This window comes from Microbacterium sp. T32, from assembly GCF_001619615.1.
Lineage (GTDB): Bacteria > Actinomycetota > Actinomycetes > Actinomycetales > Microbacteriaceae > Microbacterium.
Window position 1 is genome coordinate 13493 of sequence record NZ_LQQP01000020.1, and the last position, 15953, is coordinate 29445.

General features: G+C 70.5%; 15 protein-coding genes. 4 read left to right on the plus strand and 11 right to left on the minus strand.

All coding sequences use genetic code 11. The features are described 5' to 3' along the window. Window positions 1–13: 13 nt before the first annotated feature. Window positions 14–628: a TetR/AcrR family transcriptional regulator gene (locus AVW09_RS11685; RefSeq protein WP_063258243.1), complete on the plus strand. Its 615-nt coding sequence runs from the start codon at window positions 14–16 to the stop codon at window positions 626–628. Window positions 629–640: 12 nt separating this feature from the next. Here the strand turns inward: AVW09_RS11685 and AVW09_RS11690 are convergent, their stop codons facing one another. From AVW09_RS11690 to dnaB, 5 genes are all read right to left on the minus strand, one after another. After that, window positions 641–2776, minus strand: a complete 2136-nt coding sequence (locus AVW09_RS11690) for an MMPL family transporter (RefSeq protein ID WP_063258244.1) — start codon at window positions 2774–2776, stop codon at window positions 641–643. Between the two features lie 6 nt (window positions 2777–2782). After that, complete coding sequence (locus tag AVW09_RS11695) at window positions 2783–3442, minus strand: hypothetical protein (protein WP_063258245.1); 660 nt, start codon at window positions 3440–3442, stop codon at window positions 2783–2785. Window positions 3443–3510: 68 nt separating this feature from the next. Further along, the gene (locus AVW09_RS11700; RefSeq protein ID WP_156496080.1) at window positions 3511–4896 is read right to left on the minus strand and encodes a sensor histidine kinase; all 1386 of its coding nucleotides are present in this window, start codon (window positions 4894–4896) and stop codon (window positions 3511–3513) included. Then, a complete protein-coding gene (locus AVW09_RS11705) occupies window positions 4893–5600 on the minus strand; it encodes a response regulator transcription factor (protein ID WP_063258247.1) in 708 nt (235 codons plus the stop codon). The genes AVW09_RS11700 and AVW09_RS11705 overlap by 4 nt, the downstream gene beginning before the upstream one ends. A 52-nt stretch (window positions 5601–5652) precedes the next feature. Then, window positions 5653–7023 (minus strand): replicative DNA helicase, encoded by a 1371-nt coding sequence (dnaB, locus tag AVW09_RS11710; protein WP_063258248.1) that lies wholly within the window; start codon window positions 7021–7023, stop codon window positions 5653–5655. Between the two features lie 591 nt (window positions 7024–7614). On the opposite strand from dnaB, the gene AVW09_RS11715 reads away from it, so the two are divergent. Then, window positions 7615–8595: a hypothetical protein gene (locus tag AVW09_RS11715; RefSeq protein ID WP_063258249.1), complete on the plus strand. Its 981-nt coding sequence runs from the start codon at window positions 7615–7617 to the stop codon at window positions 8593–8595. A gap of 81 nt (window positions 8596–8676) precedes the next feature. After that, the gene (locus tag AVW09_RS17990; protein WP_063258250.1) at window positions 8677–10194 is read left to right on the plus strand and encodes a DUF320 domain-containing protein; all 1518 of its coding nucleotides are present in this window, start codon (window positions 8677–8679) and stop codon (window positions 10192–10194) included. A gap of 906 nt (window positions 10195–11100) precedes the next feature. Here the strand turns inward: AVW09_RS17990 and AVW09_RS11725 are convergent. From AVW09_RS11725 to rpsF, 6 genes are all read right to left on the minus strand, one after another. Beyond that, window positions 11101–11532 carry a cupin domain-containing protein gene (locus tag AVW09_RS11725; protein ID WP_063258251.1) on the minus strand — a complete coding sequence of 144 codons (432 nt, stop codon included), beginning with the start codon at window positions 11530–11532 and terminating at the stop codon, window positions 11101–11103. Then, window positions 11525–12850 carry an amidohydrolase family protein gene (locus AVW09_RS11730; RefSeq protein ID WP_063258252.1) on the minus strand — a complete coding sequence of 442 codons (1326 nt, stop codon included), beginning with the start codon at window positions 12848–12850 and terminating at the stop codon, window positions 11525–11527. Before AVW09_RS11730 ends, AVW09_RS11725 begins: the two co-directional genes overlap by 8 nt. 92 nt (window positions 12851–12942) lie before the next feature. Beyond that, entirely contained in the window at window positions 12943–13395 is a 453-nt protein-coding gene (gene rplI, locus AVW09_RS11735) for a 50S ribosomal protein L9 (protein WP_022879874.1), read from the minus strand. Window positions 13396–13405: 10 nt separating this feature from the next. Next, window positions 13406–13660, minus strand: a complete 255-nt coding sequence (gene rpsR, locus AVW09_RS11740) for a 30S ribosomal protein S18 (protein ID WP_013584646.1) — start codon at window positions 13658–13660, stop codon at window positions 13406–13408. A gap of 101 nt (window positions 13661–13761) precedes the next feature. Continuing rightward, a complete protein-coding gene (locus AVW09_RS11745; RefSeq protein ID WP_022879873.1) occupies window positions 13762–14265 on the minus strand; it encodes a single-stranded DNA-binding protein in 504 nt (167 codons plus the stop codon). Between the two features lie 5 nt (window positions 14266–14270). Beyond that, on the minus strand, window positions 14271–14663 hold the full coding sequence (rpsF, locus tag AVW09_RS11750; RefSeq protein ID WP_022879872.1) for a 30S ribosomal protein S6: 393 nt from the start codon (window positions 14661–14663) through the stop codon (window positions 14271–14273). Window positions 14664–14841: 178 nt separating this feature from the next. Here rpsF and AVW09_RS11755 point away from each other — a divergent pair, with 178 nt between their 5' ends. Further along, window positions 14842–15930 carry a hypothetical protein gene (locus AVW09_RS11755; protein ID WP_063258253.1) on the plus strand — a complete coding sequence of 363 codons (1089 nt, stop codon included), beginning with the start codon at window positions 14842–14844 and terminating at the stop codon, window positions 15928–15930. The last annotated feature ends 23 nt before the right edge of the window (window positions 15931–15953 follow it).

Sequence of the window (15953 nt, forward strand, 5' to 3'; positions counted from 1 at the left end):
ATAGGATCGCACGATGACGACGGCGGAAGATCCCGCTCCGCAGCGCTCCCCCGGGCGGCGAGGGGCGGGGAGCGGCACGCGAGAAGCGATCCTGGATGCCGCTCGCGACCTCTTTGCGGCACAGGGGTTCGAGGCCGTCTCCGTGCGCTCCATCGCCGCGAAAGCCGGCGTCGACCCGGGCCTCATCCGCCACTTCTTCGGCGACAAAGACCGGCTGTTCGCCGCCACCGTGGCCGATCGCACCGTGATCCCGCAACGCATCGCGCAGGCCCTCGCCGGACCTCCCGAGACGATCGGCGTGCGGGTCGCCGACACCTACTTCTCGCTCTGGGAGGACGAGAAGACGCGGCCGATCTTCGAAGGGCTCGTGCGCACCGCGATCACCTCGCCCCACGGGGTGAGCATGCTGCTCGACGTGCTCGGCGGCCGCGTGCAGCAGACCACCCCGTTCCCACCCGGCCGGGAAGGCCGGATGCGAGGAATGGCACTGACGTCGTCCCACCTGTTCGGTGTCGCCGTCGCGCGCTACATCCTGCAGGTGCCGATGCTCGCGGACATGCCCCGGGACGAGCTCATCGCCGCGATCGCCCCCACCCTGCAGCGGTATCTCACCAGCCCCGACATCTGACGCGGCGCGGCGTCATGCCCGGGCCCCAGAGCCCTCCCCCGACGAGGGCGCACCGCTTCGCCGTCGGGGCCTGCCCGGCCACCACCACGCCGCCCTGCCGAGCAGCGTCATGATCGCCGGCACCAGCAGGAGCCGGATCACGGTCGCGTCGACGAAGACGGCGACCGCGAGCCCGACGCCGAAGACCTTGATGACCGGGTTCGGGCTCAGCGTGAAGCTCAAGAACACCGCGATCATGATGACGGCGGCGGCCGAGATGACACCGCCCGTCTCGGCGAGGCCCGTGGTCACGGCATCCTTCGCCTGCGCTCCCCGAAGCCACGCGTGACGCACCGACGAGAGCAGGAAGACCTCGTAGTCCATCGACAGCCCGAAGAGCACCGCGAACAGCATCATCGGCACGTACGGGTCCAGCGGCATCGGGCCGTCGAGACCGAACAGCTCGACGCCGTGTCCCTCCTGGAACACCCACACCAGCACCCCGAAGGCGGCGGTGATCGACAGCCCGTTGCACAGCGCCGCCTTCACCGGCAGCACGACCGACCGGAACGTGAAGGCCACGAGCATCATCGCCGCGGCGATGACGATGCCGATCAGCCACGGCAGCCGTTCCGAGATCCGGTCGCTCAGGTCGATACGGGTCGCGACCGCACCGCCGACGTGCGCCGACACGTCGCTCGACGGGATCACCTCCGACCGCAGGGCGTGGACGAGATCCGCGGTCGCCGGGTCGCTCGGACCCGTCTCGGGCACGACTTGCATCGTGATCACGCTGTCGGCCGAGGTCGCCGGAGAGACCGACGCGACGCCGTCGAGTCCGGTCACCTCGGCGGCGAGATCGGCCCACGTCGCCGGATCGTCACCCTCCCCCACGAGCAGAAGCGGCGCGTTGTACCCGGCACCCCAGTGCTCGGCCAGCAGATCGAACGAGACGCGCTGATTCGACTCGGGCAGAGCGTTCCCCGGGCTCGACTGCCCCAACTGCAGCGCGAGCGCCGGAAGAGAGATGGCCAGGAGAAGAGCGAGGGATGCCACACCCGCGACGATCGGGTGACGGGTGAGCCGCGGCGCGATCCGGGTCCACACACCCGGCCGCGACCCCGCCGACGTCGGGGAGATCGATGCCCGGTCGCGACGGCGCAGCGCCCGCCGTCCGATGATCGCCAGCACCGCGGGGGTCAACGTCAGGGTGGCGGCGACCGAGAACAGCACCACGACGGCGGTCGCGAACCCCAGCCACGCCACGAACTCCACGCCCGAGATCGCCAGCCCCGTCGCGCACACGGCCACCGTCACCCCCGCCACCATCGCGGCCTCGCCGGCGTCATGGCCCGTGTCGGCGACGGCATCCACCACGTCCCGCCCGTCTCCGAGAGCCTGGCGGAAACGCGACAGCAGGAACAGCGCGTAGTCGATGCCGACGCCGAGCCCGACCATCGTCGCGAGGGTGACGGCGCTCTCGGGAATCGAGAACCCGTTGCTGAGCAGCCAGATCGACGCGATCCCGCCGGCCACGGCGATGATGCCCGTCGCGACGGGCACGAGAGCCGCCAGCGCCGACCCCAGCGCGATGAACAGGACGATCACCGCGGCGATGACCCCCACGAGTTCGCTGTTCACGGTTCCCGCGCGGTCGAGCTGGGTGCCCAGCGGAGCTCCGATCGCCACCTCGAGCCCGGCGTCTCGAGCGGGATCGAGCGCGGCATCCACCGCTTTCTGCCAGTCCTTGCCCTCGATCTTCGGATCGCCCGGCACGCTCAGCCGCACCGCGTCGCCGTCCGGGGAGATTCGCCCGGTGCGCGCCGCCGCGATCGGGTCGTCGAGCGGGTTCTCGATGCTCTGACCTGCCGCATCGCCCACGGCGGCGACGACGTCGTCGATGACCTCGGTCTGGCTCGCGATGTCGTCTCCCGCGATCACGATCTGGCTCGACGGAGTGTCCTCGGCGGTGTCATCGTCGCCGGCGGTGGTGAGCAGCTGCGCGGCGGACTGGCTGTCGCTCCCCGACACCGCGACGTCGTCCTGCAGGGCAGGCCCCACGACGTACGCGGTACCGAACACACCGGCGACCACGACGACCCACGCGATCAGCGTGAGCCAGCGATGGCGCGCACTGGCACGAGCCAGCGCAGAGACGGTTCGTTTCATGGTTCGTCACCCTTCCGGGTTCTCGGAGCACTCGCGGAAGCGAGCGATCCCCGCTCCCTCCCCGGTGCTCGGGCTGGCGAAAGCGGTTCGTGCGTCGAGGATGGCAGCGCCGTCCACGAAATGCACCGCCGTGACGGTGAATCGCCCGTCACTGGGGAGCGGGATGCCATCGAGCAGCCGCGACACCGCGGAGGAACCCGGCCCGTCCGTGCCGCCGAGCATCTTCAGCGCGCGCGTGGCGGGAAGGGAGATACCCCCGGCGCTGACCGAATCGGCGACCACGACCCAGGCGCCGTCCTGTTCGCGGGCCACGAGCCTCACCTCCACGGGCAGCGTCATCCCGCGCACCGTGCGCTCGGTCGCGACGATCAGCGCACCGTCGACCGCGTGGACCGTGAAGCCGCGGTCCGCGCGGCAGTTCACGAGCGAATCGAGGGCGTTGTCGGGCACGCGCATCTCGGCATCGATCCGGCCGAGCGCCACCTGGAGGAGCGCGGGACCGCCCGCGAGGGAGGTCGTCACGCCCTGCACGGTGTCAGCGGCGGAGGCGAGTCGACTCTCGATCTGACCGCGGGCGACCGCCTCGCCGGTCAGCGCTCCGGCGACGAGGAGGCCGACGCCGATCGCGATCCCGACGACCCGGCGCCGTCTGCGAAGTGCTGTCACGTGAGCACTTCATCGTGTCGTCCTCCCGGAATCCGGGCGTCGGCCTGACGAAATGCTGACGATGCGGCTCACTCGTCCGCCGAGGGTACGCGCACGGTGACGCGTGTGCCCTTCTCGACCTCGGATGCCAGGTCGACGGTGCCACCGTGCGCTTCGACGATCGCCTTCACGATCGCCAGCCCCAGACCCGTGCCGGTCTGTCGATCGCCGGTGACGAAGCGCTCGAACACCCGCGTTCGGATCTCCGGGGGCACTCCCCTGCCGTCGTCGCTCACCGTCAGCTCGACCCGACCGTCGACGGTCACCGCGGACAGCACCACGGTCACCCCCGGGCCGCCGTGGCGCAGAGCGTTCCCCATGAGATTCCGGACGACCTGCGTCCACGCCGCGCTATCTCCCCACACGGCCGCGCCCGCGGAGTCGGCCGCGAGAACGGTCGCCTCCGACTCCCACCGCGCCACCTCGTCCGCCGCCTCGCGGCACAGGGCGGCGAGGTCGACTCGCTCCCGCGCAGGGGCGGTGCTCTCGGCGCGGGCGAGCTGGCCGAGCTTGTCGACGATCACCCGCATCCGTTCCGATTCGTCGACGACGCTCTGGAACGCCTGGTCGGTCACGGCCGCCTCCCCCGCGCGCTGGAAGTGCAGCTCCGCCCACCCCTGGATCTTCGTCAGCGGCGTGCGGAGTTCGTGCGAGGCATCCGCGACGAACTGGCGCAGCCGCCGCTCCGTGGCATCCCTTCGCTCGTCCAGTTGCGCGATGGCGTCGGCGATCGCCTCGATCTCGACGAAGTCGGCCGCGGGCGGGTCGGCGAGGCCATCGAGCTCGCCGCGTTCGACGCGTCCGGCGAGCGCGGTGAACGACCGCGTCGTGCGCGAGACCACGGCGGTCACGACCGCGGCGGCCAGCACCAGGACGAGACCCAGCAGCGCCAGTGCCACCGCGGCGGACGCGGCGACGAGCCGGTCCGCCCCCTCCACCCCGATACCCACCAGGGCACCGGCCACGGGGATCTGCGTGCCGTCGTCGGCGAAGACGACGCCTCCCGGCAGCGAGATCTCGGTGAAGAGCAGCGTGCGCGACCCCACGTCCTGCCGCACGGTCTCCCCCGGCGACAGCGTCGAGGCCAGCGACTCGGCTACCGACACCGTCAGCGACGGGGTCGAGGTCGCGGCAACCACTCGTCCCTCGGCATCCATGAGGGCGACGACGGTGGATGCCGAGTCGCCCGCGTCGAAGTGACCCGCGTCGATGACCCGGATGCCATCGCGGTCGGCTCCCCACGTGCGCACCGCCTGGGCGGCGATCTCGACCTGCCGCTCGGCGTTGCGATCGGTGAGGACGCGCAATCCGCCGACGCTCACGATGCCCACGAGGATCATCGCGACCGCCACGACGGCCAGCAGCCGGTAGCGGAGCGCTCGAACCATCGACCGGCGGGCGGGGGGACGTGTCATCCCTCCTCCTCGCGGAGGCAGTAGCCGAACCCCCGCACGGTCTGGATCAGCGGCGCACGACCCGCGTCGACCTTCTTGCGCAGGGTGGACACGGCCTTCTCGACGACCTCTCCCCCGCCGAAGTCGTACCCCCACACCTGCTCGAGGAGCTGACCGCGCGAGAGCACGCGCCCGCCGTTCTCGAGAAGGAACTGCAGCAGACGGAATTCGGTCGGTGTCAGCGCGAGCGAGGAACCGGCGCGCCACGCCCGGCGTCCTGCGAGATCCATCTCGACGTCGGAGTAGCGCAGCGTGTCGGGGTTGGCCGCCGGCACCCGCGCGCGGCGCTGGACCGCCTCGATCCGAGCGATCACCTCTGACACGTGGAACGGCTTCGTCAGGAAGTCTTCGGCTCCGGCGCGCAGCCCGGCGACCCGCCCGTCGAGATCGTCGATGGCGCTGAGCATCACGATCGCCGCCCCGGGGAGCGCGGCCCGGAGGGCGGCGACGATCTGCACGGCATCCGTCTCGGGCAGGAACCGGTCGAGCAGAACGGCGTCGAACTCCTGCGCGCGCGCAACCCGCAGGGCGTCGGCGGCCGTGCCCACGCTGGTGGTCACGTAGGCCGGTGGCGCCAGCACGGTCTCGAGCAGCGCGCAGATGCCGTCATCGTCGTCGACGATCAAGACCGCGACCGAATCCGTGCCCCGACGATCGCTGCTCATGCTCACCAGGGTAGGAGGCGAGGGGAGTCCCGGTTGCGCGCTCGGTCTGTCGTCACATCCCCGGCGCCATGTCGGCGAACCGGGAGTAGTGACCCTGGAACGCCACGGTGATCGTGTCCGTCGGACCGTTACGGTGCTTCGCCACGATCAGGTCGGCCTCACCGGCACGCGGCGAGTCCTTCTCGTACGCGGCCTCGCGGTGCAGGAGCACCACCATGTCGGCATCCTGCTCGATCGAGCCCGACTCACGCAGGTCGGACAGGGCCGGCTTCTTGTCGGCGCGCTGCTCGGCACCACGGTTCAGCTGCGACAGCGCGATGACGGGAACCTGAAGCTCTTTCGCCATCAGCTTCAGCGCACGCGAGAACTCGCTGACCTCCTGCTGACGCGACTCCACGCGCTTACCGCTCGTGAGCAGCTGCAGGTAGTCGATGACGACCATCTTCAGACCCTCTCGCTGCTTCAGGCGACGGCACTTCGCCCGGATCTCGACGAGCGTCATGTTCGGGCTGTCGTCGATGTACAGAGGCGCGTCGTTGATGCGACCGCGCGTCGCGGCGACCGTCGTCCAGTCGCGCGAATCGAGCGTGCCCTTGCGCATGCTCTGCAGCGGGATCGCGCCCTCGGCACTCAGCAGACGCATCGCGATCTCGCTGCGCCCCATCTCGAGCGAGAAGAAGATCGTCGGGGCGTTGCTCCGGATCGCCGCGGCGCGGGCGAAGTCCAGCGCGAGCGTCGACTTGCCCATGGCGGGACGCGCGGCGAGCACGATCATCTGCCCCGGGTGCAGACCGTTCGTCAGCTGATCGAGGCCGGCGAAGCCGGTCGGGATGCCGGTCATCGACCCGTCGCGACCGCGAGCGGCCTCGATCTCGTCGACCGCGGCATCCACCGCCACCGTCAGGGGGATGTAGTCCTCGGCGCTGTCGTCGCCCGAGACGTTGTAGATCTCGGCCTGCGCGCTGTTGACGAGCTCGGTCGGGTCGCCCTCGCCCGCGTAGCCCATCTGCACGATGCGCGTCCCGGCCTCGACCAGGCGGCGCAGCAGCGCGCGCTCGGCGACGATCGACGCGTAGTACCCGGCGTTGGCCGCGGTCGGCACGATCGAGGTGAGCGTGTGCAGGTAGTCAGCGCCGCCGGCGCGCTGCAACTCACCGGTCTTGATGAGCTCGTCGGTGACCGCGACGACGTCGGTCGGCTCGCCGTGCGAGTACAGCGTGAGAATCGCCTCGAAGATCAGCTCGTGCTTCGGCACGTAGAAGTCGGGCCCGCGCAGCGTCTCGATGACGTCGGCCACCGCGTCCTTCGAGAGCAGCATGCCGCCCAGGGCGCTCTGCTCGGCGAGCATGTCGTGGGGCGGGGTGCGCTCCGGCCGGGGCTTGGCTCCCCCGAGACGCTCGTCGGCGATGTCGGCAATCGACACAGGCACTCCTTCTCGGTATCGGACGCACTCCCCATCAGGACGATTCACGCACGCGAAGCGCAATGAACCTTCGGGATGTCGACCTCGGGCAGCATCGAATCACGGACCCCCGACATGGACGCGGGGTACGACACGGGTGTGCCCGATGGGATGCACCCACGCTAAGGACGACCCCTCCTCCACGCAAACAAGCCTGTGGATAACCCTGTGGAGAGTCTGCGAGAAACGCCGCGATTGCTGTGCACAACTCCTGTGGAGAACTCGGTGGATGATGTGGAATCTCTCGCGCAATACCTCCCCTGACCTGGACTTAATCTCTCCACAGAAAACCTGTGGGAATCCTGGTTGAAGCAGGAGTTGAAGGTTGCTCGACTTGACAAAAGTGTGTGGACAACCCGGGGGAAAACTCAGCGCCACGGATATCCAGAACGGCGCGCGGTGTCAAGTCATGTTCACGTGCGGCGTGTCGGTTGGTTACGCGGCATCCACTTCGTGCTATCTGCGTGTTCGCTGAGACTCTGGCCTTCCCCGGGGCGCGGGCGTAAAGTCGCCCGTCAGAGATCACCGTCGATCGACTTTGGGGAGTCAGACATGGATGCCGCGACCGGGCGAAGCGCATTCGGTGCGCTGCGTCTGCTCGGTCTGGCCTTCCTCGCTGCTCTCGCGTGGGTCGTTCTGTCGCTCACTCTGTCGACCGCTTCCGCGTCCGCGAACGACGATTCGGGCTCGGGGCTTCTCGGTGCGGTCTCGAACACCGTGATCGGCACGACCGACACGGTGAGCGGGGTCGTCGACACCGTGGCATCCGTGGTCCAGGCCGTCGAGCCCGCGGCGGCTCCGGTCGTTCCCGCCCCCGTGAGCGCGCCCGTCCAGGCGGTGACCGACACCGTGAACGCGGTAGTCGACACGGTCGAGGACACCGCGGCGAGCGCTGTGAACACCGTCTCGGACGTCGCCGACTCGGGCGTCGTCGGAGCGGTCGTGACCCCCGTCGTCGACACCGTCGTCTCGGTTCCCGTCGTGGGTGACGTCGTGTCGGGCATCGGCCTCGATGACGTCGTGACCGGCGTGGTCGACACGGTCGACGGGACGCTTCCCGTCGTCGTCGGCGAGGCGCCCTCCACCGACCCGCTGCCGCCGGCCCTCCCCGGTGGCAGCGCCCAGCCCGTCGCCCCGGTCACGAGCGTCGATGCGGCAGCGCCCGTGGCCGCTCCCCCCGGAGCACCGGCCGCATCGGCAGAACCCACCGACGCCGTCCGGGCGACCGCCGCGTCCTTCGCCGCGGCCGCGAGCACCGCGTTCACCGAAGCCGGGTTCGTGGCCGGCGCGTCCGTCGACGGCTCCGCCCACACCGCGGCCCCTCCGGCCGAAACGCCTCCCGCGTATAGCCTGGGCGATGGCATCCCGGGTTCTGCCTCGGCATCTTTCGCGTCCGGCGGAAGCGGCCCCGCGGCCGCGCGCCTCGACGACCGTTCGGGATCGCCGACCTTCGTTCTTCTCTTCCGCAGCGCACTCGTCGACGACGATCTCCCCGGCGCTCCCACCTTCGCCACCGACGTCTCTCCCGACTGAGGCGGACCGCGTCGTGCCACGGCACGACAGACGGTCCCGCGCGTTCCGCGCACCCTCATTCACAACCAGGAGAGAACTCTCATGCGCAAGATCTACTCGCGCGCCATTCTCGGCGCGCTGATCGGCGGCGGCTTGGCCGTCGTCGGAGCCGGCATCGCCAATGCCGCGGAGACGTCGGGCACCGACGGCCTCCTCTCGGGCGATCAGGCGATCATCTCGGTCGACCTGCCCGTCACCATCGGCGGGAACGCCGTGTCGCTGATCGGCGACAGCCATTCCTCGGATGCCACCACCTCAGCGCCCGCGTCGGGGGGCTCCGGCGACGTGGTTACGGACGGCGGCGACAGCCTTCTCGGCGGCAACCAGGGCCTCGTGTCGGTGGACGTGCCCGTGACCGTCGGCGGGAACGCCGTGTCGGTCATCGGGGACAGCTCGTCGACGGATGCCAGCACCTCGACGCCCGCGTCGGGGGGCTCCGGTGACGTGGTTACGGACGGCGGTGACAGCGTCGGCGGCGGGAACCAGGCTTCCGTCCCCGTGTCGGTTCCGGTCACCGTCGGCGGGAACGCCGTATCGGTGATCGGTGACAGCTCGTCCACGGATGCCAGCACCGCCGGCGGCTCGGCCTCGGGCGGTTCCGGAGACGTCGAGACCGACGGCACCGACAGCCTCGGCGGCGGCAACCAGGCCGCGCTGCCCGTGTCGGTTCCGGTCACCATCGGCGGGAACGCCGTGTCGGTCATCGGCGACAGCACCTCCGAGCACGCCACCACCACCGGCGGCACCACGACGGGCGGTTCCGGTGACGTCACCACCGACGGCACCGACAGCCTCCTGGGCGGCAACCAGGCGGTTCTTCCCATCTCGCTGCCCGTCACCATCGGCGGGAACGCCGTGTCGGTCATCGGCGACAGCACCTCCGAGCACGCCACCACCACCGGCGGCTCGGTTTCGGGTGGCGCGGGTGACGTGCTCACGGATGGCTCGGACAGCATCCTCGGCGGGAACCAGGCCGTGCTCCCGATCTCGCTGCCCGTCACCATCGGCGGCAACGCGATCTCCGGCATCGGCGACAGCACCTCCACCGACGCCACCACGACCGGCGGCACCCCGGGCGGCCTGCTCGGCGATGTCACCACCGACGGCTCGGACAGCATCCTCGGCGGCAACCAGCTGATCATCCCGATCAGCCTCCCGGTCACCATCGGCGGCAACGCGGTCTCGGTCATCGGCGACAGCACCACGGACGGCTCGGAGACGGGCACCCCGGGTACCCCCGGAACGCCTGGCACCCCGGGAACCCCCGGCACCCCGGGCACTCCTGGAACCCCCGGCACCCCGGGCACTCCTGGAACCCCGGGAACGCCCGGGACCCCCGGCACCCCGGGAGCCCCGGGAACCCCCGGGACCCCCGGCGTCACCGGCTCGGTCGCCTCGGTGTCGTCGGTCTCGGCGGTGTCGTCCATGGCCTCGGGTAGCGGTCAGCTGGCCGTGACCGGGGTCGAGAGCGGCATGCTCTGGATCCTGCTCAACGCCGCGCTGGTGATGCTCGGCCTCGGAGGCGTCCTGCTCGCCCGCCGTCGCCGCGCGATCGCCTGACACCGACGTCGGGAGGGCTTCGGCACCTCCCGACTCCGGCACCGGATGCCACCCCATTGGGGGGCGTGACATCCGGTGTCCGGTGTGTCCGGGCTCATCCCCACCTCCGCCGCGGGAGGAGAATCGCGGAGCGGAGGCTGCATGGCATCCATTCCGTCCTCCGCTGGCCGGATTTCCTCCCCTCGCCACCGCGCAGATCATCGGAACAGCCCGCGGGTGCAATTAGGGCTCGCTGCGACGCGAGGAGAATCGCCGAGCGGAGGACGCGGGGCATCCCTCCCGCCCTCCCTCCGCCGAATCCCCTCCCCCGTGCCCGCGGCACTCAGCCCGCCCCAATGCCATGGCGCTTCGCGCAGCATGGACCTCGTGGCATCCGCCCTCTCGGCCGGGAACCTGGATGCCATCACCCCCACGCCCGTGACGAAGGGAGGATCAGGGGCCAACGGAGGATCCCCGGGCGCAGAAACCACCCTCCGCTCCTCCCACACCCTCCGCCCCTCACACGAAACCGCGGCTCAGTCGTCCAGGCGCCAGTGCTCGAGACGCAGCAGAGAGGCGTGGCATCCCCACGCCCGTGAAGACGGGAGGGTCAGGGACGTACAGAGGAGCCGCGGCACCGCGAGCGTCCTCCGCCCCTCACACGCCCTCCGCCCCTCACACGCGCACCGGCTCACTCGCACGGCGGCGACGCCTGGCATCCGCCCTCTCGGCCGGGAACCTGAATGCCATCACCCCGCGCCCGCGAGGGAGCCCCCACGCCCGTGAGGAAGGGAGGACAGGGGGCCAACGGAGGAGCCCCGGCGCAGAAACCGCCCTCCGCTCCTCCCACATCCTCCGCCGGTCACGCGCGACGCCGCCCCGCGCCCACGAAGCCGCCCGCACGCGTCCGCACGCACCAAGAGCGGCTCAGTCGGCGAGGCGCCAGTCTTCGAAACTGAATCCGGGCGAGACGAGGCAGCTCACCACGGCCTCGGTGTCGTCGATGAGGCGCGCGGACTGCCACACCCCCGCCGGCACCGTGGCCTGCAGCCGCTCCCCCGCCGCGAGGTCCGCGCCGAGCACCATCGACTCGGCGTCCGAAGGCGCGGAACCGGACCCCCCGAACGACAGCTCGAGGCGGCCCGGACCGTGCCACAGCCACACCTCGTCGCTCGTCACGACGTGCCACGCACTGTGCTCGCCGGGCGTGAGCAGGTAGTGGATGAGCGTCGCCGCGGGCCGCGCGCCCGCGGGGGTGTCGACGGCGTACGTGCCGGTCCACATGCGGCGGAACCACCCGCCCTCGGGGTGGGCTTCGAGGTCGAGGAGCTGGGCGGTGGTGGGGCGGTCGTCAGTCACGGGACACTCCGGTCTCTCGGGCGAAGGCGGGGGATGCGAAGCGCACGTCGCCGTCGATGAACGTCGCGGCCGCGCGCCCGGCGCCGTCGACGACGAGGTGCTCGAGCATGTCATCCGCCGCGGCGACGTCGATGTCGAAGAACGCGAGGTCGGCCACGGCGCCGACGGCGAGGTAGCCCGTGCGCTGCGGGCCGGTGTCGAGGCCCATGGCGTGTGCTCCGCCGAGCGTCGCGGCGCGCAGCAGCAGCGCGGCCAGGTCGCGGTGCGCGTAGCCCTGGTGCCGCGCGAGCCGGTGCAGCGCGGCCACATCTCCCAGCAGGTCGAGCGACGGAGACGACGACACCGAGTCGGTGCCGACCGCGATCGCGTTGCCCTCGACGAGGTACGCCGCGACGGGCGGCTCGTCGAGCCCGATCACGGCGTTCGACCGCGGGCACAGGGCAACGGTCGTCCCGCGCTGCCGTAGCACCGAACGGTCGCGGGCCGTCATGTAGACGCCGTGCGCGATGTGGCAGTCGGGTCCGAGGACGCCGAGCTCGTCGACGAACTCCGTCGCTCCCGTGCCGAAGCCCTCGTCGCGCAGCGCCTGGAAGCTCGCCGGACGCCGCTCGCGCCACGGCAGCGCCTCGCCGTGCTCACGCTCGAACGCGGCCTCGCCGAGGTGGATGTGCAGCCTGCTCCCCCGCTCGCGCACGATGTCGGGGATCTCCAGCGGCGGCTCGACGTCGAGCGAGTAGGGCGCGTGCGGTGACAGGCCGGTTCCGGGCGGCGACGGCAGCGAGTCCAGCCGCGCCTCGACCTCGGCCCTCCCCCGCTCGGCCCACGCGGCGTTGGTCCAGCTCATGACCTCCCAATAGGTGATGCCGTGCAGCCCCGCGTCGTGCAGCGCGGAGGCCGCTTCGACGTCGGTGACGATGTCGGCCACGGCGGTCGTGCCGGCAGCGATCATCTGGGCGGCGCCGGTCCTGGCATCCGCCGCCCAATCCAAGCCCGACTCGTAGACCGGCTGGAAGGCCGCGGCCCACTCCTCGAACCCCGCGTACGATCCCCGCCCGACCTCGGCCATGCCCGTGTACTGCAGGTGCGAGTGCGCGTTGACGAGGCCGGGAGTCAGGATGCCGGGCCAGTGCACCTCGTCGAACTCCACGCCGCGCTGGCGCAGCTCGTGCCGCACCCACTCGCGGTCACCGACGTGCCGGATGCGCCCGCCCGCGACAGCGATCGCCCCCTCGACGATCGGTGGGGCGGTGATCGGAAGGACGAGGGATGCCGAGTACAGCACGACCCGCGGGCGCTCGGGTGCGCGATCGACGGTCATGCCGACCAGCCTAGGATCCCCGTGTTTCGGGTTCGGACACGCAGAACGGCCCCGACCCGCCGAAGCGGGACCGGGGCCGTATCCGAAGCGAATTACTTCGCGGCGACCACCTGGAGGGTGATCACGGCGGTGAGGTCGTCGCGGAGGCGAACGGTCGCCTCGTGCTCGCCCACCGACTTGATCGCCGAGGTGATCTGGATCTTGCGCTTGTCGAGCTCACCGAGACCGGCGGCCTTGACCGCGTCGGCGACGTCGCCCGTCTTGACGGACCCGAAGAGGCGACCCTCGGCACCGGCCTTGACGGCCAGCTTGACGGTGTTCGACTCGAGCGTGTTCTTCAGGGCCACGGCCTCTTCGTGGTCGTGGATCGCGCGGGACTCGCGAGCGGCGCGGATCGACGCGACCTGCTTCTCGCCACCGCGGCTCCAAGCCACGGCGAAGCCCTGCGGGATGAGGTAGTTGCGGGCGTACCCGTTCTTGACCTCGACAACGTCACCGGCGCTACCGAGCCCGGTGACCTCATTCGTGAGAATCAGCTTTGCCATCGGGTGCTCCTTAGCGGCCGGCGCCGGCGTAGGGCAGGAGAGCCATCTCGCGCGCGTTCTTGATGGCGCGGGCGATCAGGCGCTGCTCCTGCACGGAGACACCGGTGATACGACGGGCGCGGATCTTCCCGCGCTCCGAGATGAACTTGCGGAGGGTTGCGACGTCCTTGTAGTCGATGACGCCGACGCGGATCGCCTTCGCGGGGGCTGCGTTCTTCGCGCCCTTCCGCGGCTTGCGGCGGTCGCCAGTGGCCTTTCCAGCCATGCTTCCTTCTTTCGTGTGGATTCGGATGCCGGGGGCGCTTGCGGCGTCCGGACTCGGCATCCGGAATATCGGGGTTCGTCACGCCGTGAGGCGCAGCGAGATCAGAACGGGGTGTCGTCTCCGTAGGAACCGGGAGTGCTCCAGGCGTCGGCGCCGCCCTGGCTCGACCCGGGGGTCGACCACGGCTCGTCGGAGCCCTGCTGCACCTGCGGGCGCCCGCCGCCACCGCCGCCGCCCGAAGAGGCGGCGCGGGTGACCTGGGCGGTCGCGTAGCGGAGCGAGGGGCCGATCTCGTCGACCTCCAGCTCGATCGAGGTGCGGTTGTTGCCCTCGCGGTCCTGGTACGAGCGCTGCTTCAGGCGACCGGTCGCGATGACGCGGGAGCCCTTCGTCAGCGATCCGGCGACGTGCTCGGCGAATTCGCGCCACACCGAGGCGCGCAGGAAGAGCGCCTCGCCGTCCTTCCACTCGTTCGCCTGACGGTCGAACGTGCGGGGGGTCGACGCGATGGTGAAGTTCGCCACCGGCAGCCCGTTCTGCGTGTACCGCAGCTCGGGGTCGGCCGTGAGGTTCCCCACGACGGTGATGACGGTTTCGCCGGCCATCGTCGTTACTTCGCAGCCTTCTCGGCGGACTCGACCTTGCGGGGAGCGGCGGCCTTGCGAGCGGCCTTCTCCTCGGAGCGCTTCGCCTCGGCGGCGACCTGCGCGATGGCTTCCTCGGCACGGAGGACCTTGGTGCGCATGATCTGCTCGCTCAGCTTCAGCTGGCGGTCGAGCTCCTGCGTGGCCTCGCTCGTGGCGGTGAAGTCGACGACGGCGTAGATGCCCTCGTTCTTCTTCTTGATCTCGTAGGCCAGACGGCGGCGTCCCCAGACATCCACCTTCTCGATGGTTCCCCCATCGTTGGTGATGACCTTGAGGAACCCGTCGAGCTTCGGAGCGACCTGGCGCTCGTCGATCTCGGGGTCGAAGATGACCATGAGTTCGTACTGGTGCGTCACTAACCCACCTCCTTCGGACTAGAACGGCTGACGGGCATTTCCCGGCAGCAGGAGGGTGTGGTGCACGTCGTCTCGGGCTTACACGCGCATGGGCGTCGCCAGACAACCTTCGTAGTCTAACGGATGCCACCCCGCAGCGGGAATCGAGCTTCGCCGACGCCCTCGGTAGCGTGGGGCCATGAGCGGTACTCCCCCGGACACCTCAGCCCTGACCGCCCCGGTCGATCGCGCCGCCGTCCGCGCGTTCACCGCCCAGCTCCGCCGCGAGGGGAAGCTGAACAGCGTCGTCGTCGCCACGATCGGGTTGGTGGTGGTGGGCGGCATCCTTCTGGTGTCGGCGATCCTGATGGCATCCGTCGTGAGCTTCGCGCTCTTCGCCGACGACGGGCGGCCGAGCCCGGTCGGCATCGGCTTCCTGATCTTCTTCGCCGCGGTCATCGCCATGCTCGTGTTCGGATTGACGGCGATGTTCCGCGGCCGCGCGGTGCGCCGCTACCGACTCGCGCACTTCGCCGAGGCGAACGGACTGACGTGGTTCCCCGCCGTCCCGAGCCCCGACCTGCCCGGCATGATCTTCGCCGAGGGCCATTCGCGCGAGGCCACCGACGTGATCCACGGCCCGCGCCCGCGCTGGGTCGAGGTCGGCAACTACACGTACAAGACCGGCTCGGGGAAGAGCGAACAGACGCACAAGTGGGCCTACGTCATGCTGCGGCTCGACACCCCGCTCCCCCATATCGTCCTGGATGCCGTGGGCAACAACGGCCTGTTCGGGGCGTCGAACCTGCCGGCGACGTTCTCGCGCGACCAGCGGCTGAGCCTCGAGGGCGACTTCGACCAGCACTTCGCGCTGTACTGCCCGACCGGATACGAGCGCGACGCGCTGTACCTCTTCACCCCCGACGTCATGGCGCGGTTCATCGACAATGCCGCGGCGCTGGACGTCGAGATCATCGACGACCGGCTCTTCCTCTACGCGCGGCGCGAGCTCTCGACCCTCGACCCGGCCGTGTGGCAGTGGATCTTCGGAACGGTGGATGCCATCGACGCGAAGCTCGGACAGTGGGCGCGGTGGCGCGACGAGCGGTTGGCCGCGGCGCCGGCGCCCGTGGCATCCGGTGTCCCGCTCCTCACTCCCCCGCCCGTCGGGGTCGCGCGCGAGGGACGCCGCCTGCGCCGCGGCTTCTCGTGGGTGGGCGGCGTGCTCGCGGTGCTGGCGATCGGCTGGTGGCTGCTGACGGTGCTCTCGGACACGTTCTTCCGTTGATCCGGCGCGTGAGGGGTCAAAAA